The organism is Rhodococcus sp. 27YEA15, from assembly GCF_049739425.1.
GTDB lineage: Bacteria > Actinomycetota > Actinomycetes > Mycobacteriales > Mycobacteriaceae > Rhodococcus_F.
In genome coordinates this window covers 4681121-4698563 of record NZ_JBMHHW010000001.1, presented here as the reverse complement: position 1 = coordinate 4698563, position 17443 = coordinate 4681121, and the positions used below count along the sequence as shown (strand labels likewise).

20 protein-coding genes and 1 tRNA gene are annotated in these 17443 nt (G+C 63.5%); 10 read left to right on the top strand and 11 right to left on the bottom strand.

Translation table 11 applies throughout. From position 1 onward, the window contains the following. Nucleotides 1-74: 74 nt before the first annotated feature. On the bottom strand, nt 75-1169 hold the full coding sequence (locus ABH922_RS22025; RefSeq protein WP_424808939.1) for a Glu/Leu/Phe/Val family dehydrogenase: 1095 nt from the start codon (nt 1167-1169) through the stop codon (nt 75-77). A 622-nt stretch (nt 1170-1791) separates the two neighbouring features. Here ABH922_RS22025 and ABH922_RS22020 point away from each other — a divergent pair. Further along, complete coding sequence (locus ABH922_RS22020) at nt 1792-1977, top strand: hypothetical protein (RefSeq protein WP_424808938.1); 186 nt, start codon at nt 1792-1794, stop codon at nt 1975-1977. Nucleotides 1978-2175: 198 nt separating this feature from the next. Here the strand turns inward: ABH922_RS22020 and ABH922_RS22015 are convergent. After that, nucleotides 2176-2249, bottom strand: a tRNA-Pro gene (locus ABH922_RS22015). A 54-nt stretch (nt 2250-2303) separates the two neighbouring features. Continuing rightward, nucleotides 2304-3272, bottom strand: coding sequence for a metallophosphoesterase (locus ABH922_RS22010; RefSeq protein WP_424808937.1), 969 nt, complete (start codon nt 3270-3272; stop codon nt 2304-2306). 135 nt (nt 3273-3407) lie between these two features. Here ABH922_RS22010 and ABH922_RS22005 point away from each other — a divergent pair, with 135 nt between their 5' ends. After that, complete coding sequence (locus ABH922_RS22005; RefSeq protein ID WP_424808936.1) at nt 3408-3884, top strand: GatB/YqeY domain-containing protein; 477 nt, start codon at nt 3408-3410, stop codon at nt 3882-3884. Nucleotides 3885-3968: 84 nt separating this feature from the next. Here ABH922_RS22005 and ABH922_RS22000 read toward each other — a convergent pair whose 3' ends face one another. Further along, complete coding sequence (locus tag ABH922_RS22000) at nt 3969-6311, bottom strand: penicillin-binding protein (RefSeq protein WP_424809757.1); 2343 nt, start codon at nt 6309-6311, stop codon at nt 3969-3971. A 293-nt stretch (nt 6312-6604) separates the two neighbouring features. On the opposite strand from ABH922_RS22000, the gene ABH922_RS21995 reads away from it, so the two are divergent. Beyond that, the gene (locus tag ABH922_RS21995; RefSeq protein WP_424808935.1) at nt 6605-6928 is read left to right on the top strand and encodes a WhiB family transcriptional regulator; all 324 of its coding nucleotides are present in this window, start codon (nt 6605-6607) and stop codon (nt 6926-6928) included. Between the two features lie 29 nt (nt 6929-6957). Here the strand turns inward: ABH922_RS21995 and ABH922_RS21990 are convergent, their stop codons facing one another. Together ABH922_RS21990 and ABH922_RS21985 are read right to left on the bottom strand one after the other, a co-directional pair. After that, nucleotides 6958-8136, bottom strand: a complete 1179-nt coding sequence (locus ABH922_RS21990) for an ArsA family ATPase (protein ID WP_424808934.1) — start codon at nt 8134-8136, stop codon at nt 6958-6960. Continuing rightward, a complete protein-coding gene (locus ABH922_RS21985; protein WP_424808933.1) occupies nt 8136-9149 on the bottom strand; it encodes an ArsA family ATPase in 1014 nt (337 codons plus the stop codon). The genes ABH922_RS21990 and ABH922_RS21985 overlap by 1 nt, the downstream gene beginning before the upstream one ends. A 54-nt stretch (nt 9150-9203) precedes the next feature. On the opposite strand from ABH922_RS21985, the gene ABH922_RS21980 reads away from it, so the two are divergent. The 3 genes from ABH922_RS21980 to ABH922_RS21970 are packed head-to-tail and all read left to right on the top strand — an operon-like array spanning nt 9204 to nt 10627. Then, nucleotides 9204-9368, top strand: a complete 165-nt coding sequence (locus ABH922_RS21980) for a hypothetical protein (RefSeq protein WP_424808932.1) — start codon at nt 9204-9206, stop codon at nt 9366-9368. Between the two features lie 6 nt (nt 9369-9374). Beyond that, nucleotides 9375-9842 (top strand): RidA family protein, encoded by a 468-nt coding sequence (locus ABH922_RS21975; RefSeq protein WP_424808931.1) that lies wholly within the window; start codon nt 9375-9377, stop codon nt 9840-9842. Continuing rightward, a complete protein-coding gene (locus ABH922_RS21970; protein WP_424808930.1) occupies nt 9842-10627 on the top strand; it encodes an MBL fold metallo-hydrolase in 786 nt (261 codons plus the stop codon). Before ABH922_RS21975 ends, ABH922_RS21970 begins: the two co-directional genes overlap by 1 nt. Nucleotides 10628-10691: 64 nt before the next feature. On the opposite strand, the gene ABH922_RS21965 is transcribed toward ABH922_RS21970, so the two are convergent. From ABH922_RS21965 to ABH922_RS21950, 4 genes are all read right to left on the bottom strand, one after another. Next, nucleotides 10692-11240, bottom strand: coding sequence for a TetR/AcrR family transcriptional regulator (locus ABH922_RS21965; protein ID WP_424808929.1), 549 nt, complete (start codon nt 11238-11240; stop codon nt 10692-10694). Between the two features lie 14 nt (nt 11241-11254). After that, on the bottom strand, nt 11255-11719 hold the full coding sequence (locus ABH922_RS21960; protein ID WP_424808928.1) for a DUF1348 family protein: 465 nt from the start codon (nt 11717-11719) through the stop codon (nt 11255-11257). A gap of 142 nt (nt 11720-11861) precedes the next feature. Continuing rightward, nucleotides 11862-12536 (bottom strand): Crp/Fnr family transcriptional regulator, encoded by a 675-nt coding sequence (locus tag ABH922_RS21955; protein WP_003943506.1) that lies wholly within the window; start codon nt 12534-12536, stop codon nt 11862-11864. A 256-nt stretch (nt 12537-12792) separates the two neighbouring features. Continuing rightward, nucleotides 12793-13065, bottom strand: a complete 273-nt coding sequence (locus tag ABH922_RS21950) for a hypothetical protein (protein ID WP_424808927.1) — start codon at nt 13063-13065, stop codon at nt 12793-12795. Nucleotides 13066-13145: 80 nt separating this feature from the next. Between ABH922_RS21950 and nth the strand changes: the two genes are divergently transcribed. The 4 genes from nth to ABH922_RS21930 are packed head-to-tail and all read left to right on the top strand — an operon-like array spanning nt 13146 to nt 16495. After that, the gene (gene nth / locus ABH922_RS21945) at nt 13146-13931 is read left to right on the top strand and encodes an endonuclease III (RefSeq protein WP_424808926.1); all 786 of its coding nucleotides are present in this window, start codon (nt 13146-13148) and stop codon (nt 13929-13931) included. Between the two features lie 7 nt (nt 13932-13938). Then, on the top strand, nt 13939-14592 hold the full coding sequence (locus ABH922_RS21940; protein ID WP_424808925.1) for a TlpA family protein disulfide reductase: 654 nt from the start codon (nt 13939-13941) through the stop codon (nt 14590-14592). After that, nucleotides 14589-15308, top strand: a complete 720-nt coding sequence (locus ABH922_RS21935; protein ID WP_424808924.1) for an NUDIX hydrolase — start codon at nt 14589-14591, stop codon at nt 15306-15308. The genes ABH922_RS21940 and ABH922_RS21935 overlap by 4 nt, the downstream gene beginning before the upstream one ends. Continuing rightward, nucleotides 15305-16495, top strand: coding sequence for a MarP family serine protease (locus ABH922_RS21930; protein ID WP_424808923.1), 1191 nt, complete (start codon nt 15305-15307; stop codon nt 16493-16495). Before ABH922_RS21935 ends, ABH922_RS21930 begins: the two co-directional genes overlap by 4 nt. On the opposite strand, the gene ABH922_RS21925 is transcribed toward ABH922_RS21930, so the two are convergent. After that, nucleotides 16492-17430 carry an alpha/beta fold hydrolase gene (locus ABH922_RS21925; RefSeq protein ID WP_424808922.1) on the bottom strand — a complete coding sequence of 313 codons (939 nt, stop codon included), beginning with the start codon at nt 17428-17430 and terminating at the stop codon, nt 16492-16494. The genes ABH922_RS21930 and ABH922_RS21925 overlap by 4 nt on opposite strands. Between the last annotated feature and the right edge of the window lie 13 nt (nt 17431-17443).

The following is a 17443-nucleotide window of genomic DNA, read 5'->3' as shown; positions in this document are numbered from 1 at the left end:
GCAGCGGTGTCCTGACATCGAGGCCTGCGCCCTGGCATCGGGATATGCTGCGCCGCCTTCCGCACAGTGAGACCTCACGAAATGCGACCAGCTCGGATACGCTGTTCGGCGATCAAATCAGCTGCTTGACCAGGAGTTATGGACTCGGCACTCGTTTGATCCAGAAGTGCCTGCACCGTGTCGTAGATGCTTTCGACCTGACTGCGTACAGATTCGGGAGTCGACGACACTCGTTCGTTCGCCACCTGGATGAGGCCTCCTGCATTGGCGACGTAGTCGGGAACCCACACCACGCCGCGGCTGTGGAGTATCTGGTCGACGTCAGGTGTCCACAACTGATTGTTCGCGGCACCGCAGACGACTCGCGCTTTGATCTGCCCGGCCGAGCTTGCCGTGAGTGTGCCTCCGAGGGCGCAGGGCGCGTAGACGTCGATTTCGCAGCTCGCGATGTTTTTCACCGCGGTCACATCCGGATACTTGGCGATAATTCGCTCAACCGCATGCGAATTGACGTCGGTGACGACGACTCGTGCACCGTTGGCGTGGAGGAGCGAGACGAGTTCGGAGCCGACTTTGCCAAGACCTTCCACACCGACAGTCCTGCCGGACAGGTTTGGTTCTCCCCACACCGATGTCGCGGCAGCACGCATCGCCTGAAAAACCCCCAGCGCGGTCATCGGGCCACTGTTCCCGGACCCACCTGCTGTAGCCGAGCGGCCGACAACATGGTCGGTGGTCTGGCCGATGATGTCGAGGTCGTCGGAGCTGGTGCCGATATCGCCGGCGGATATGTAATGGCCACTGAGCGTTTCGATGAATCGGCCGTAGGCGCGCAGGAGATCGTTTGTCTTCGCCTGCGCCGGATCGCCGATGATGACAGCTTTACCGCCGCCCAGCGCCACGCCGGCAACGGCCGCCTTGTAGGTCATGCCTCGCGACAGTCGCAGCACATCGGTCAACGCAGACCCGTGGTCGGCGTAAGGGTAGAAACGGGTTCCACCGAGGGCCGGGCCGAGCACGGTCGAGTGGATGCCGATGATGGCCCGCAGGCCAGTCGCCGAATCCTCGCAGAAGATCACTTGCTCGTGCGGGAATTCGGGATTCGAATCCTTGCGATCGAAGACCGCGGTTGTATCGATGGCGGTGGTGAGGGTGCTCGTCGGTGTCATGTAAATCTCCTGTATCGAGACTGCTGGTGAAGCATCTGTTGGCTTGGCGCAGCTGGGACGTCACTTCGAGATGAAATCCGCTGACAGATTTGTATTTTGGCGATCGAAGGTTGAGCGAATCTTCCCGTGAACACCCGCAAGGCGCGCTCGGTCAGCGATGTCGATTCGCTTCGTCAGCAGGTTTACGTGTCGAAGTGGCGCCGACAATGCCACCTGTTCGTGGTCGGGATTCCGGGTTCATCTGTCGTTCGGGTTGTTCGGGAAGGATCAGCAGGCTGTCGGCTCACATCGCGAACGATCTCGGCTGTGGTGCCAATTCGATCTGTCAGGGCCAGAGGCCTTGATGCACACCACACAGAACCAGTTTGGGGCGTCCTGCGCAAGGTGTGTCGTCGAAAATGGGCACGGTGACCATTTCGGCGGTCTGATGCGGTGAAACAATATGCTACATGCCAAATTTCGACCGACCAGCGCGCGGCAGGCTCCGGGTGGTGCAGAACGAGTCATGCCCGCGTGGATCTTCTCGTCGAGAGCTCTGATCGGGTTCTGTTTCGCACTCGATCAAATCTTGTGATTTGCTGTAATTCTATTGAAGTCCAGTTGCTTCCGGCAGCGGTGCGCCATGATGCGTGAGCGCGGACCTGTAGATGACATCGGCCCGTCCTCGTCCATCGGTGACATCGATCGGCTCGATGCGGTGAGAACCGTCGACGAGGTCTGGGACTGCGACGGCCGCCGACTCGATGCCGCCGGTGTCGTGGGGGGTGCTGGTCGGTGCCGTCGGGCGCAGTCATCGGCGTTGCAGTGAGCAACTACGGGCTGTTCGATGTCGCGCGCCACCCACGGTCTTCTCGATACGCTTGCGCGCCGGGGAGCGCCGCCGACGCGCTGTTCGGGGTTTTTCTCTCCAGCGAAGCCACGTCCGGCCCGGGGGTCGAGGACTCGAATATCGACAAGAAGAAGGCCCTCGGCCACCGTGACGGTGGCCGAGGGCCTTCCAGTTCTGTCGGGGTGGCGGGATTTGAACCCACGACCTCTTCGTCCCGAACGAAGCGCGCTACCAAGCTGCGCCACACCCCGTGTCGAACCTTGGCTAGCTTACATTACCGAAGGGGCAGGCAGTAAATCCGCAGCTCAGTTACGTAGAGCTGACGTCCGAGTGGCCTGGGAATCGGCTGCGCTCGCACGCTCCGGTTCGCGTCGAGTGGCGGGAACAAGCGTCAGGAGTGTCGCTTCGGGGCGGCAGCAGAAGCGCGCCGGCGCCCACGGCGACGTGCCGATGCCGGCGGAGACGTGCAACTGGGTGTGCGCCCCCCACCGTGACGGGCCCTTGACTCGTGAACGGTCGAGCTCGCAGTTGGTCACGATCGCGCCGTAGAACGGTAAGCAGAGCTGCCCGCCGTGCGTGTGACCGGCCAGGACGAGATCGTATCCGTCGTCCGCGAAGCGATCGAGTACTCGCGGTTCGGGTGAATGCGTCAGGCCGAGTTTGAGATGCGCCAGCGGATTGGGCGGGCCGGCGATGGTGTCGTAGCGATCACGATGCAGATGCGGATCGTCTACGCCTGCCGTGGCGATCCGGATGCCGGACACCTCCAGTTCGCGACGCGTATGTGTCACGTCCAGCCATCCGCGTTCGGTGAACGCGGCCCGGAGGTCGCCCCACGGCAACGGCTCGCCGGTGATGCGTTTCTTCTTCGCGGTGAGGTAGTTGAACGGATTCTTCGGCTTCGGCGCGAAGTAGTCGTTGCTGCCGAAGACGAACAGACCTGGCCTGGCCAGAAGATCGCCGAGTGCCTGAACCACGGCTGGGACACTGCGCTGGTGCGACAGATTGTCCCCCGTGTTGACGACGAGGTCGGGATCGAGTCGTTCGAGCTCTCTGAGCCAGTTCTGTTTCAGCCGTTGATTGGGCATCATGTGCAGATCGCTCAGGTGAAGGACCCGTAGCGACGACGAACCGGGTTCGAGGACCGGCATGGTCACCTCGCGTAACGCGAAAGCGTTGCGTTCGATACCGGATGCGTAGCCGATACCCAGTGCAGCGGCTCCTGCGGCACCAATCGCAGCGCGGGTCAAGTTGGTGCGAAACGTCTCGGACACTCATCCAGGATACGGGTGAGAAGCGATCTGGTGACCATCTCCTGACAGATTGACACCACGGCCACAGATAACGCTCGCGCACGCCGCGAGTAACTCCCGCGACATGGGAACAGGCGAGCGCGTAGCGTTTCCGTCATGTCAGAAACGTCTCCCTCGCTCAAAGATGCTCTCCGGTCCGACATGGTTGCCTCCATGAAGGCCAAGGACCGACTACGCACTGCCACCCTCAGGATGCTCATTGCAGCTGTGCAGACCGAAGAGGTCTCCGGCAAGGAAGCACGAGTCCTCACCGACGACGAGATCGTCAAAGTTCTTGCCAAGGAATCGAAGAAGCGCGGAGAATCCGCGGAAATCTACACCGAGAACGGGCGCGGTGAACTCGCTGCGCAGGAACGTGCCGAAGCTCAGATCATCGACGAATATCTTCCGACTCCCTTGACCGACGCCGAGCTGGTCGATGTCGTCGATACCGCACTGGCGCAGGTGGCGGAGGAGCTCGGTGAGCGTCCGGGAGTGCGCCAGATGGGCCAGGTCATCAAGGCCGCAAGCGCCCTGGCCAAGGGCAAAGCCGACGGTGCCCGAATCTCGAAGGCCGTGAAGTCTCGCCTGTGAAACCTCGTTGAATGCCGAGAACGGCCGCAACCGGGAAGGTTGCGGCCGTTCTTCGTTCAACAGGTGATCAAGGACTTCAGTCGATCAAGGCGCCGGTGCCCCGGGCGGGGGTGCGTCGGCAGGTGGTGACTGATCGGCCGGCGGCGGTTGCTGATCGGCAGGTTGCGCTGGTGGCGCTTGCACTGAACCGTCACTGACGTAGATCGTGATCGCCGAACCGGGAATCGCGGATCCCGACGGCGACGCGCTCGTCACGGTGCCGGCCCGAGCGCCCGACGCCGACGTCACGGAGTTCACCGTGAACCCCGCCGCCTGCAGACGAGAGGTAGCCGCCGACTGGCTCAACCCGACGACCTCGGGGACCTGACCGTTCTGCGAACCCCGCGCATATTTGGGGTCGATCGGCGGCAACGCGGTGGGACCGAATTTGCCGACCACCGGACCGATCGCAGCGAACCATGACCGGGCCGGTTCGGTGCCGCCGTACAGATTGCCGCTGTAGCAGGGGCGCAACGGGCTCGAGCAGATCTCACCCGGGGTGGGGGAGTCGCCGTAGATGTACACGGCCGCGGCAAGGTTGTTGGTGAAACCGAGGAACGCGGACGACTTGTGCGTCTCGGTGGTACCCGTCTTGCCCGACATCGGCAGGGTCCAACCGGCGGCGCCCGCAGCACCAGCCGACGTGCCCGCGCCGACGTCGTCACGGCTCATGGCGTTGGCGAGCGTGTCCGCCAGACCGGGTTCGACAACTTGTTCGCAGCCTTGCTCGGCGACTGCAATCTGCTTACCGCTCCGGTCGTAGACCGAATCGATCGGGCTCGGTGGGCACCATTTGCCGTGCGAGGCCAACGTCGCCGCGACATTGGAGAGCTCGAGTGGATTGATCCAGGTGGGACCGAGGGTGAACGAACCGAGATTCTGTTCCTTCTGGAAGTCCGCCATGCTGCGCTGATCGAAACCCGACGTGTTGGGATCGGCATAGGAACGCATACCCAACCGAACTGCCATGTCGACGGTCGGTGTCACGCCGGTCGCCTCGATCAGTTTCACGAATGCGGTGTTCGGTGACTGGGCGAGCGCATCGGTGACGGACAGGCTCGGTGGGTAGTTACCGGCATTCTCGACGCAATACGTCGACGGCGGGCAATTCGCGGCACCACCACTTCCGAGACCCTTGGCCTCGAATCGTTTGGGCACGTCGAGAACGGCGTCGATACCGAGGCCCTTCTCCATCGCCGCGGCGGTGGTGAAGATCTTGAACACCGAACCTGCGCCGTCGCCTGCCAGTGAATACGGCTGCGCTTGGACTGTTTGCCCCGCGTCGGCGTCGAGGCCGTACGTGCGGCTACTGGCCATGGCGACTACTTTGTGCGAATCCTGGCCTGGCCGAATCACGTTCATGACGTTCGCGATTCCGTCGAGCCCAGGGCTCGCGTTGGCGTTCAGACCGGCCTTGGTGGACGCCTGGATCTCCGGATCGAGAGTCGTCTTGATGAGGTAGCCGCCCTCGTTGATCTGATCGCGGCTGATTCCGGCGTCGGACAGGTACTTGAGGGCGTAGTCGCAGAAGAACCCACGATCACCGGCAGCGATGCAGCCGCGCGGCAGGGTTTTCGGTGTGGGTAGCACGCCGAGTGGTTCGTTCTTGGCCGCGCGGAACTCGTCGGCACGATCGGGAATGTTGGTGACCATCGTGTCCAACACGGTGTTACGACGCTCGGTGACACCTTCGACGTTCGTATACGGGTTGAGAGCGGAACTGGACTGCACCATCCCCGCCAACATCGCGGCTTGTGGAACCGACAGATCTGCCGCGTCGACGCCGAAGTACGTCTGCGCGGCGTCCTGGATACCGAAGGAACCGTTGCCGAACGGAACGAGGTTCAGATATCGAGTGAGGATCTCGTCCTTGGTCAGTTCCTTGTCCAAGGTCAGAGCCATCCGTATTTCACGGATCTTTCGCGCCGGAGTGGTCTCGATTGCCGCACGACGCTCGGCGTCGGTTTTCGCGACGACCAGCAGTTGGTAGTTCTTCACGTACTGCTGATCGAGCGTCGACGCGCCCTGCTGCACCTCGCCGGTGGTGGTGTTGGTGAGGAAGGCGCGCAGCGTGCCCTGCCAGTCGACGCCCTTGTGGTCCGGGAACCGACGGTCCTCGATCGAGACGATCGCCAGCTTCATGTTATTGGCGATCTTGTCGCTCGGAACCTCGAAACGACGTTGATCGTAGAGCCAGGCAATGGTGTTGCCTGCTGCGTCGACCATTGTCGAGACGGCCGGAACTGTGCCCTCGACCAGTTCGGCGGAAACGTTGTCGACGGTGTCGGCGGCCCGGTTGGAGGCGAATCCGAATCCGCCTGCCAGCGGGAACATCACCCCGGCGACCAGAACTCCGGCCAACACGGAACTGCCGGCGAGCTTTGCCACTGTTTTTGCAATCGACACGATCTACAGAGTACGTGTGTCGGCCTTCGAACCCGGTCCGGAATGAAATCGGGGGTGTTCGGGACGTCCTGAACACCCGCTTTGTACTGCCGTACCAAAAAATGCTGCTCGCCACCTTGCGCCGGGGCGATTCTTTACCTAAATTGTGTACACGGTGTGATTGACATAACACTCGATCGCGAATGTGTCTCGGGTTTCACCGTGATAGTTGCGGGAGCGGAGACGGTGTGCTGCTCGCCTCATGGCGACGGTCAGACTTTGTAGAGGGGACAAGAATGTACACAGCCACCCCGAGTAGCCGTTTGGATGTAGAGCAGGCAGAGGCGCGAATTGCCTGGGTAACGCAGGCCCGATGCCGTGAAGTCGATCCCGATCAACTCTTCGTACGAGGTGCCGCCCAGCGCAAGGCGGCCACCATCTGCCGTCACTGCCCGGTTCTGATGCAGTGCGGAGCTGACGCGCTCGACAACCGCGTCGAGTTCGGCGTGTGGGGTGGTATGACCGAACGTCAGCGTCGCGCACTGCTCAAGCAGCACCCCGACGTCGACTCCTGGTCGGAGTTCTTCGAGGACCAGCGCCAACATCACGCTGCGATCTGAACCGCTCCGACGCCGGTGGCCCCTGCGAACTAACTCTTACGCGTGAGTTGATCGCCGACGGCGCGCAGGGCCTCCAGGTCGGAGACCTCGAACGGTAGCGACGGCACCCCGATCAGCGGAACCCGGGGATGCGCGGCGGTGAATCGGCTGAGTAACGCCACTTCCCGCTTCGCGATGACGGCCCGGTGTGCATGAATCCGCAGGATCGCCGCAGTCAAGTCCTCGGCCTCGCTCGAATCGGGTTTCGCCTCCAGCCTGTCTGCCGCCGTCACGGCATGATCGGCCGGAAGCGACGTCAATGTCGGATGAGTGCGGTTGAGCACCAGCCCGGCCAGCGGCATCGAGTCGCCGGCCAGGCGGTCGACGAAGAACGCGGCTTCTCGCAGCGCGTCGGGTTCGGCAGCGGCGATCACCAAGAAATGGGTGCCCGGGTTTCGCAGCAGTTCGTACGTCTTGGTCGCGCGTTCGCGGAATCCGCCGAACATCGAATCCAGAGACTGCACGAACGCCGACGCGTCGGCGAGCATGTCGCTGCCCACGATCGTCGAGACCCCTTTGAGTGCCAGGCCCATCGCGCCTGCCACCAATTTGGTCAAACCACGTCCGGGAGCGGACAGCAGCCGGATCATGCGACCGTCGAGAAAATTTCCCAGCCGCTGCGGCGCGTCGAGGAAGTCGAGAGCGTTCCGAGACGGCGGCGTGTCGACGACGACCAGATCCCACTTGTCATTCGACGCGAGCTGACCGAGTTTCTCCATCGCCATGTACTCCTGCGTTCCGGAGAACGATGTGGCAACCGTTTGATAGAAGGGGTTCGCCAGGATTTGTTCGGCCTTCTCCGGGCTCGAATGCTCGATCACCATCTCGTCGAAAGTGCGACGCATGTTGAGCATCATCGCGTGCAACTCGCCGGTGGCATCCGGCCCTAGCTTGACCGGCTGCGGAGTGTTGTCCAACTCCGCCACGCCCAATGCCTGAGCGAGCCGGCGAGCCGGATCGATGGTGAGGACGACGACGCGTCGCCCCTGCTCGGCCGCGCGTAACGCCAACGATGCCGCCGTGGTGGTCTTGCCGACACCTCCCGCACCGCAACAGACGACGATCCGCGCTGTGGGGTCGTTGATGATCGCGGAAATATCCAGCACGGGAGCGCTGCGCTTGCCGGTTCTGGTACTGCCGACGGTGACGTTCTCGGTGTTTTCGCTCATCACACGCCCTGTTCGGTGAGATATTCGGCCAACTCGTACAGCCCGCCCAGATCGATGCCGTCGGCAAGTGCCGGCAAGCGGACCTGCGCTCCGTCGATCTCGTCCAGCTTCTCCGCGCTGGACTCCTGTGCAGAGAGCACAGATGCATGTTCGATGGTCTCGGTCAGCAAACCCGCGAAGTCGTCGTCGGACAGCTCGATCCCCGACTCGGCGAGAGTCGAACGTACCGCTTCGGCGTCGATGTTTCCGGCAGCGGCGTCGCCGAGTATTCCCGGCGGCAGGAATCGTGGGCTGGCCCGGTTGACGATGACGGCACCGAGATTGAGATCGGACTTGGCGAGTTCGACCGCCGCGTCGGCGGTCTCCTGCACGGGAAGGGCTTCGAGTAGCGCCACCAGATGAACCATCGTCTCCGGCGAGTGAAGCAAGCGCACGACACCTTCACTCTGTGAATGAACGGGTCCACCCTTGGCGAGGTCGGCCATCGCCTTCGTCACGTCGAGGAAGCTGCCGATCCGGCCCGTCGGGGGAGCGTCGACCACGACGGCGTCGTACACCCGCTTGCCGGATCGGTCGGTGCGGATGACGCACTCCTTGATCTTTCCGGTGAGAAGGACGTCTCGCAGTCCGGGCGCGATGGTCGTGGCGAACTCGATGGCGCCGAAGCGGCGCATCGCTCGCCCGGCGAAGCCGAGGTTGTAGAACATCTCGAGGTATTCCAAGAACGCCGTCTCGATGTCTATGGCAAGCGCCATCACCTCACCGCCACCGTCCGCTGTGGCAACTTTGGTCTCCTGCGGCGGTAACGGCGGGACGTCGAAGAGCTGCGCGATGCCCTGACGCCCCTCCACTTCGACCAGGAGTACACGCTTGCCGCCCTCGGCCAACGCCAACGCCAACGCGGCCGCAACCGTGGACTTACCGGTCCCGCCCTTGCCTGACACGAAATGCAGGCGGGCCTTGGCTGCGGACTCCGGCCAGGACTTACTCAGCTCGACTTGGGATGTAAGCACACCGCGAGCCTATAAGTCTCGAGCCGATGATGTGTGGCAGATAGGCTCACCCGTATGAGTGAAACAATTTCTTGGGAATACACCGTTACTCCGCTGCTGGTCCACAACCCGAAAGCGATCCTCGACAACTGGGGCGTCGACGGTTGGGAACTGGTTGCCGTGCTGCCGAGCACTTCGGGCGAACAGCATGTCGCATACCTGAAGCGTCCGAAGGCCTGATCCGGGATGAGTGAGACGACAACCTGGTCGGCGCGGCTCGCCGAACTCGGCATCACGCTTCCTGCAGTCGCGGCCCCTGTCGCAGCCTACGTTCCGGCGCTACGCACCGGAAATTACGTGTACACATCCGGCCAGTTGCCGTTCGTCGACGGAAAGCTCGCTCTGACCGGCAAGCTCGGTGCAGACGTGTCCGACGAGGACGCCAAGGCGGCAGCGCGTACCTGCGCGCTCAACGCGCTTGCCGCAATCGACGCACTCGTGGGCATCGACAACGTGGTCCGCGTCGTCAAGGTCGTAGGCTTCGTGGCCTCCGCCGAAGGATTCACCGGCCAACCCGGTGTGATCAACGGCGCCTCCGAGTTCCTCGGCGAGGTACTCGGTGATGCAGGTATCCATGCCCGCTCTGCGGTCGGTGTCGCCGAACTACCTCTCGGCTCGCCCGTCGAGGTGGAACTGATCGTCGAAGTCCGCTGATGTCCACGGTTCACCCCGCCTACGCGCAGTTACGCCGCGTCACCGACTTCGCTTCGGTCATGCTCGAGAACAACCCGAACATGATGACGCTCGACGGAACCAACACCTGGATTCTGCGTGCGCCCGGCAACACCGAGTGTGTCGTCGTCGATCCAGGTGAACACGACGAGGAACATCTGCAACGTGTGGCCGCGGTCGGCCCGGTAGCGTTGACGTTGATCACGCATCGGCACTTCGACCACACCGGCGGGGTGGGCCGTTTTCACGAATTGACCTCGGCGCCCGTACGTTCGGTCGACGAGAGTTTCCTGCGAGGGGGCGGCACTGCGCTCGTCGACGGCGAGGTGGTCGAGGTGGCGGGTTTGACACTGCGGATCCTCGCCACTCCCGGTCACACGGCGGACTCCGTCTCCATCGTGGTCGAGAACGACGGCAGCGTTCTCACCGGCGATACCATACTTGGCCGTGGCACAACGGTTCTCGATGATTCCGACGGCAATTTACGGGACTACCTCGCCTCGTTGCGCGTACTCGTCGACCTCGGTCGAGGTCGGGCGGTGCTACCCGGTCACGGCCCGGACCTGCCCGATCTGCACGCGATCTCCACGGACTATCTCGCGCACCGCGAAGGGCGTCTCGACCAAGTGCGTTTCGCCCTGAAAGCATTGGGCGAGAACGCGACCGTGCAGGAGATCGTCGAGCACGTCTACTCGGACGTCGATCCCAAACTCTGGCCCGCCGCCGAGAAATCGGTGAACGTGCAGTTGGCATATCTGCGCAGCTGACCTCCCGCTTCGATTGCGCTGCCGCCGGATCTGCCGTGTGCATATCCGGCGGCAGTTTTCGTACTCACAGCTCCATCCGGGCGAGTAATCGGTCACGAAGCCTTCCGGACAGTCGGGTGTACACGAGGCTGTCGTCGAGCGCTCGTGACAAGACAAGTGCGCCTTGGATTGTCGAGACACACTCCTCGGCGAGCCCCGCCGGGTCGTCGGTGCATTCCAGTGCCGTGGTCAGCGCGCTGATCCAGGCGTCGAAGTAGCCCTGGACTCTGGCGCCGAAGCGCGCACGCTCGTTTCCCAACGCGAACGCGCCGAACAGGCAGATCCGGTTCCCGGACCCGAAATGCTCCGCCACCGCGTCGAACATCGCTGTTATCCGCTCGGCCGGCGAAACCGACTCGACGCGAAGTGGATCGAAGACCTCGGTCATGAACCAGGCACCAACCTGGTCGAGTACGGCCTCCGCCATCTCTTCCTTCCCACGCGGGAAGAAGTTGTACAAACTGCCTTTCCCGAGGCCGGTGTGCTCGCTGATGACGGCCAGACTCGCGCCGTCGAAGCCGTAGGTTCGAAATACGCCGGCCAGCGCCGGGACGGAATCGGATCGCACGGCCACGGCTCACTCTTCCATCAGAGACCGAGGTCGCTCAGGCCCGGATGGCCGTGCGGGCGTGGACCGCTCGGATCCCAGAAGAACTTCCGCTCCGACTCCGCTATGCCGACGTCGTTGATACTGGCATGGCGGTGGTGCATCAACCCGTCGGCGTCGAATTCCCAGTTCTCGTTGCCGTACGAGCGGAACCACCGACCGTCGTGATCATGCCACTCGTATGCGAACCGCACCGCGATGCGGTTGTCACTGTGAGCCCACAGTTCCTTGATCAAGCGGTAGTCCAGTTCGCGATTCCATTTCTCGGTGAGGAACTCGACGATCGCAGCACGACCGGCGACGAACGTCGAGCGGTTGCGCCACCAACTGTCCGGTGTGTACGCCAACGACACCTGCTCCGGATCACGGGAATTCCAGCCGTCCTCGGCCGTGCGAACTTTCTGGAGGGCGGTCCCGCGGGTGAAGGGTGGAATGGGTGCTCTCACGGTGCGTCCTCTCGATTCCCCTTGTACCTATCGGTACAAACAGTACGGTCAGGTACAAGCCGTGTCCAGAACGACTTCGGCCGCCCCACACGAGGTGGGGCGGCCGAAGGTGCCAACCGGAACTGCAGTTCCGATCGGAAAGTCAGCGTGCGCGACGGGCGAGACGCTCGGAATCCGAGATCAAGACGCTCTTGCCCTCGAGGCGAAGCCATCCGCGGTGTGCGAAATCGGCGAGCGCCTTGTTGACCGTCTCACGGGAAGCACCGACGAGCTGAGCGATCTCTTCCTGCGTCAGGTCGTGGGTGACGCGCAGAGCGCCACCTTCCTGGGTGCCGAAGCGCTGTGCGAGCTGCAGAAGCGCCTTGGCGACACGGCCGGGAACGTCGGTGAAGATCAGATCGGCGAGCGTGTTGTTGGTACGGCGCAGGCGGCGTGCCAACACGCGAAGCAACTGCTCCGCGATCTCCGGCCGCTGCTGGATCCAAGCCTTCAGGGCGTCGCGATCCATGCTCACGGCGCGAACTTCGGTGACGGTCGTGGCCGTCGAGGTGCGGGGGCCCGGATCGAAGATGGACAGCTCGCCGAACATGTCCGACGGCCCCATGATCGTCAGCAGGTTCTCGCGGCCGTCGGGTGAGCGTCGACCGATCTTCACCTTGCCGGACACGATGATGTACAGACGGTCACCCGGCTCACCTTCGTTGAAGATGACATGTCCACGGGGGAAGTCGACGGGCTGCAGCTGCTTGGTCAGCGCCGCTACCGCTGAGGGCTCGACTCCTTGGAAGATGCCGGCTCTTGCCAGGACGTCGTCCACGTGCGCTCCTTGTTGAGAATTGATTTTGTTCGGTGTCATTTTCTTGCGCTGTCGATCTACGCACCCCTGTGCCGCACAGGGAGGCAGACACCGGTTCCCCTACTGGAAGAGGAGCCTGTGCCGGCCGCTGTCTGTGGTCGATACAACAGGTACGGCATCGAAGTCTACGTCCCGAGGGCATTCGGTGAGTGATTGATGCCACGTAAGTGGCGAAAATAGTCGCAAAACCGTCAAGTTTGACTAGTTTGGATAACCCTCAACTTGCCTGTTGAGAAGAAATTCTACTGATACTCGACGGGTCGGCGGACTGTGACCGATGTCCTTTGCGCCGTCGGCGAAATCGGGCAAAAGCGTGGGGGAACCCGTCATTGGCGAGCGCTGCGACGTCGGCGTCGCTTGCCTGGTCGAGGAATTCCTCGACCTCGTGCTCACGTACCGACAGCCGACGAAGCCGCACCTCCACGCGTTCCATCGCGAGGGCGAAGAGCATCAGCAGTAGCGGAAAGAGGATCACCGCGAGACCTTGCATACCCGTGAGTTAACACGGCCAAGGTCTCAGAATCGACACGACGACGTATCGGCACGTGTTGTATCCGTACAGTTGTCTGAGTGCAGAGAACCCCGACGGACAGTTCAGAGCAGCGGCAAAAGCCGCGTTCGGGTGCACCCGTCGGCGTGCAGTCGCGGCTCTCCCTCGTCCGGAGGGCGCGCCGAATGAACCGACAGTTGGCTGTCGCGTTCCCGCACGTCTACTGCGAACTGGACTTCACGACACCACTCGAACTTGCGGTGGCGACCATACTTTCGGCCCAGTGCACGGACGTGCGGGTCAACATGGTGACACCTGCGTTGTTCGCTCGTTATCCGGATGCGAAGGCGTATGCCGAAGCCGACCGAATCGAGCTCGAAGAGTACATCCGCTCCACCGGTTTCTACCGCAACAAGACCACTTCCCTGATCGGGCTCGGCCGAGCCTTGCTCGAACGATACGACGGTGAGATACCAGCGCGACTCGAAGACCTGGTGACATTGCCCGGTATCGGTCGAAAGACCGCCAACGTCGTACTGGGAAATGCCTTCGATGTGCCGGGAATCACCGTCGACACCCACTTCGGGCGGCTCGTGCGGCGGTGGCAGTGGACCGAAGAGGAAGATCCGGTCAAGGTGGAACACGCCGTCGGTGCGCTCATCGAACGCAAGGAATGGACCCTTCTCTCGCATCGGGTGATCTTTCACGGCCGGCGGGTCTGTCATGCACGCAAGCCGGCCTGCGGAGTCTGCGTTCTGGCCAAGGACTGTCCGTCGTACGGGCTCGGGCCCACCGACAAATCCGAAGCCGCCGCACTGGTCAAGGGACCGGAGACGGATCACCTGCTCGCGCTGGTCGGACTGTGATCGCCTGATGAACAGTGCAGCTCGCTGGTCCCTCGCCGCCCTCGTCGTCGTCGCAGCTCTCGTCGTGGCAATTTGGCCGCGTGGGGCCGACGACACCCCGGCGTCGACAGCCGGGACGTCGTCCTCGACCTATCAACCGCCCTCGTTCACGCCGTCCTCGGATTCACTCGACACGCTCCGCAGCGAGGCCTCGTTGGCCGCCTGCCCGACCCCCGTCGGTCCGGCGCCTGCCGGTTCGGCTCTGACCGGGCTCACCCTCGACTGCGTGTCCGACGGCAGCTCGGTCGACCTCGCTGCGGCGTTGGGCGGTAAACCCGCGCTGATCAACCTCTGGGCGTACTGGTGCGCGCCCTGTGCCGAAGAATTACCGCACCTGCAGGAGTTCGCGGACAGCGCAGGTGCGAATCTCAACGTGCTCACAGTCCACTCCGATCCGAACCAGGAGAACGCGTTGACGCGACTGATCGACTACTCCGTGCATCTGCCCGGGGTGCAGGACGGCGACGGCAAGGTGCGGATCGCGGTGGGAGCACCGCCGGTACTGCCGGTGTCCGTTCTCGTCCGTCCAGACGGCACCGTGGCGAAAGTGCTGCCGCAACCGTTCCGCAGTTCGGAGGAGATCGCCGACGCCGTCGCACAGTATCTGGGGGTTGTCGTATGAGTGCACCCGTTCCCGAGTGGTTGCGGGCCGTCTCGACCACACGACTGACCGATCCGCATCAGATCAACCCGGTACTCGATCGGCAGGCGCCACCGGGACTGCATACCCGTCTCGCATCGGTCCTGGTCCTCTTCGGCGGTGCCCGAGAGGCGGACCCGTTGGCGCTCGGTGGACTACCTGCGAATGCAGACGTACTTCTCACCCAGCGAGCGACGACGATGCGCCAACACGGCGGGCAGGTCGCGTTCCCCGGCGGTGCGGCCGACCCGGGCGACGACGGACCCACCGGTACCGCGCTGCGGGAGGCTCGTGAGGAGACGGGCCTCGAACCGAGCGGTGTGCAACCGTTGGCGGTGCTACCCGAGATCTTCGTCCCGCCGTCGGGGTTCGACGTCACGCCGGTACTCGCGTACTGGGAGACGCCGACGACGGTGGGGATTCAGGACACCGCTGAAGTGGGCCGGGTAGCCAGGGTCCCGCTGCACACCCTCCTGGAGCCGGACAACCGGTTCCAGGTTCGTCATCCCCTGGGCTACCAAGGACCGGCCTTCCGTGCCGACGGAATGCTCGTGTGGGGTTTCACGGCGGGAATTCTCGCCGCGCTGTTCGCCGTGTCCGGCTGGGAGATCCCGTGGGATCTGAAGGATGTCCGCGACCTCGACACTGCTCTCGCCGAATTCGGTGAAGGCGTCGACGACGCGGTGGCGCCTCGATGACGGGGTCCCGCTGGGTGGACATCGGCATCATCGTGGTCGCCCTCATTGCCGCAACCTCCGGCTGGCGCCAGGGAGCGGTGGCGTCGGCGCTGGCGTTCGTCGGGGTGATCCTCGGTGCGGTCGCCGGAATCCTCCTCGCACCGCACGTGCTCGTGCACGTCACCGAAGGGAAACTCCGGATCCTCGCCGGGATCTCGTTGATCGTGATCCTGGTCGTGATCGGCGAGGTCGCAGGCATGGTCCTGGGTCGAGCCGCGCGCAGCAACATGCACAGTCCGGCAGCCAGATCGGTGGACAGCGTCATCGGCGCCGGATTGCAGGCCGTCGCCGTCGTCGTCGCAGCCTGGCTGCTCGCGATACCACTGACGTCGTCGTCTCAGCCTTCGATCGCGGCAGCCGTACGCGGCTCCGACGTACTCGCCCGTGTCGACGACCTCGCACCGCAGTGGCTGCGCCAGGTTCCCACCGAATTCTCGGCGCTGCTCGACACCTCGGGTCTGCCAGACGTCATCGGTCCTTTCGGTCGCACCCCGATCACCAACGTGGAACCTCCGGACCCGAGTGTCCTGGCGAGCCCGCTGGCCGCGCAACTGCGCCCGAGCGTGCTTCGCATCAACGGCATCGCACCGAGCTGTCAGCGTGCTCTCGAAGGCTCCGGTTTCGTCATCGCACCCGAACGGGTCATGACCAATGCCCACGTCGTCGCCGGTACCGAGAGCATCACCGTCGACTCCGTCGCGGGTTCGCTGCCTGCAACGGTCGTTCTCTTCGACCCGTCCGTGGACGTCGCGATCTTGGCAGTTCCCGGCCTCGATGCGCCAGTCCTGCCGTTTGCGCCCGACGAAGCGACGACCGGAGACAGTGCTCTCGTGCTCGGTTACCCCGGTGGCGGACCGTATACCGCCAGTGCCGCGCGAGTACGGGAAGTACTCGACCTGAACGGTCCGGACATCTACAAGAGTGGCACCACACAACGTGAGGTGTACACGGTGCGCGGATCGATACGGCAAGGTAATTCGGGCGGGCCGATGGTCGACGACCAGGGCCGGGTGCTCGGTGTCGTGTTCGGCGCCGCCGTCGACGACAGCGACACCGGGTTCGTGCTCACGGCCAACGAAATCGAACGTCAGGTGAGTATGGCGACGGGGGCGACGACGCCGGTCTCGACCGGGGCCTGCATCCTCTAGCTGCGATGGGTGTCGAGGAAGCCCACGAGTATTCCGTTGACACGCTCCGGGGCTTCCCAGTGGGCGTAATGCCCCACGCCCGGAACGATCTGCAGCTTCTTGTCCGGTGCCCACCGTTTATCCCGGCGGACAGTGCGAGTGAGAACGTACGGGTCCAGCTCGCCGTGGATCTGGAGGACCGGAACGTTCAGGGTGTGATCCATCAAACCCATGAATCGTCTGCCCTCGTTGCGCAGTTGACTGCGGAACGCCCAGCGCTGATATTCGAGTGCCGAGTGTGCGACGCCCGGAATTCGGATTGCCGATCGTAGTTTGGTCACCACATCCGTGAACTCGGGGTTCTCCGGCCAGGTCGGACCGGACCGGATGCGGATCAGACGCTCCACTTCGGCACCGCCGTCTGCCGTCAGTCGACGCTCGGGGCGTCGCGGCACCTGGTAGGCGAGGAACGAGGGAAGCAGCGCTCGCCGTTGAAAGCGATCACGGAACACGGCGCGTTTGAGCGCCTTCGGATGTGGCGACGACACCAGCGCTATCGAGTGCACCAGACGCGGGTGCAGAAGGGCGGTCGCCCAGCACACCAGGCCGCCGTCGGCATGGCCGACGAGGGTGGCTTTCCCGTACCCCATCGCTCGGATGAGACCGGCGACGTCACCGGCCAGGGTCCAGCCGTCGTAGCCGCGTGGAGGTTTGTCGGAGTCGCCGTAACCGCGCAGGTCAATGGCCACGACGCGAAAACCCGCCTCCGACAGCGCCGTCACCTGGTGTCGCCACGACCACCAGATATCCGCGAAGCCGTGCAGAAGTACCACCAACGGTGCATCCGGTGCCGCGTCGCCGACCTCGACGGCGTGGAACCGGATGCCGTTGGCGTGGATGTCCCGGTGAACCCAGGGCCCGTCGAAACGGACGGTGGACGGATCAGGGGGTGCCACGGAGCTCGCGTTC

Bases quoted from the DNA above. Each gene is read 5' to 3' on its own strand.
- ABH922_RS21990 (WP_424808934.1), bottom strand. From the start codon at position 8,136: ATGAGCGAAAACACCGAGAACGTCACCGTCGGCAGTACCAGAACCGGC.
- ABH922_RS21980 (WP_424808932.1), top strand. From the start codon at position 9,204: ATGAGTGAAACAATTTCTTGGGAATACACCGTTACTCCGCTGCTGGTC.
- ABH922_RS21995 (WP_424808935.1), top strand. From the start codon at position 6,605: ATGTACACAGCCACCCCGAGTAGCCGTTTGGATGTAGAGCAGGCAGAG.
- ABH922_RS21950 (WP_424808927.1), bottom strand. From the start codon at position 13,065: ATGCAAGGTCTCGCGGTGATCCTCTTTCCGCTACTGCTGATGCTCTTC.
- ABH922_RS22025 (WP_424808939.1), bottom strand. From the start codon at position 1,169: ATGACACCGACGAGCACCCTCACCACCGCCATCGATACAACCGCGGTC.
- ABH922_RS22005 (WP_424808936.1), top strand. From the start codon at position 3,408: ATGTCAGAAACGTCTCCCTCGCTCAAAGATGCTCTCCGGTCCGACATG.
- ABH922_RS21940 (WP_424808925.1), top strand. From the start codon at position 13,939: ATGAACAGTGCAGCTCGCTGGTCCCTCGCCGCCCTCGTCGTCGTCGCA.
- ABH922_RS22020 (WP_424808938.1), top strand. From the start codon at position 1,792: ATGATGCGTGAGCGCGGACCTGTAGATGACATCGGCCCGTCCTCGTCC.
- ABH922_RS21975 (WP_424808931.1), top strand. From the start codon at position 9,375: ATGAGTGAGACGACAACCTGGTCGGCGCGGCTCGCCGAACTCGGCATC.
- ABH922_RS21935 (WP_424808924.1), top strand. From the start codon at position 14,589: ATGAGTGCACCCGTTCCCGAGTGGTTGCGGGCCGTCTCGACCACACGA.
- ABH922_RS21970 (WP_424808930.1), top strand. From the start codon at position 9,842: ATGTCCACGGTTCACCCCGCCTACGCGCAGTTACGCCGCGTCACCGAC.
- ABH922_RS21930 (WP_424808923.1), top strand. From the start codon at position 15,305: ATGACGGGGTCCCGCTGGGTGGACATCGGCATCATCGTGGTCGCCCTC.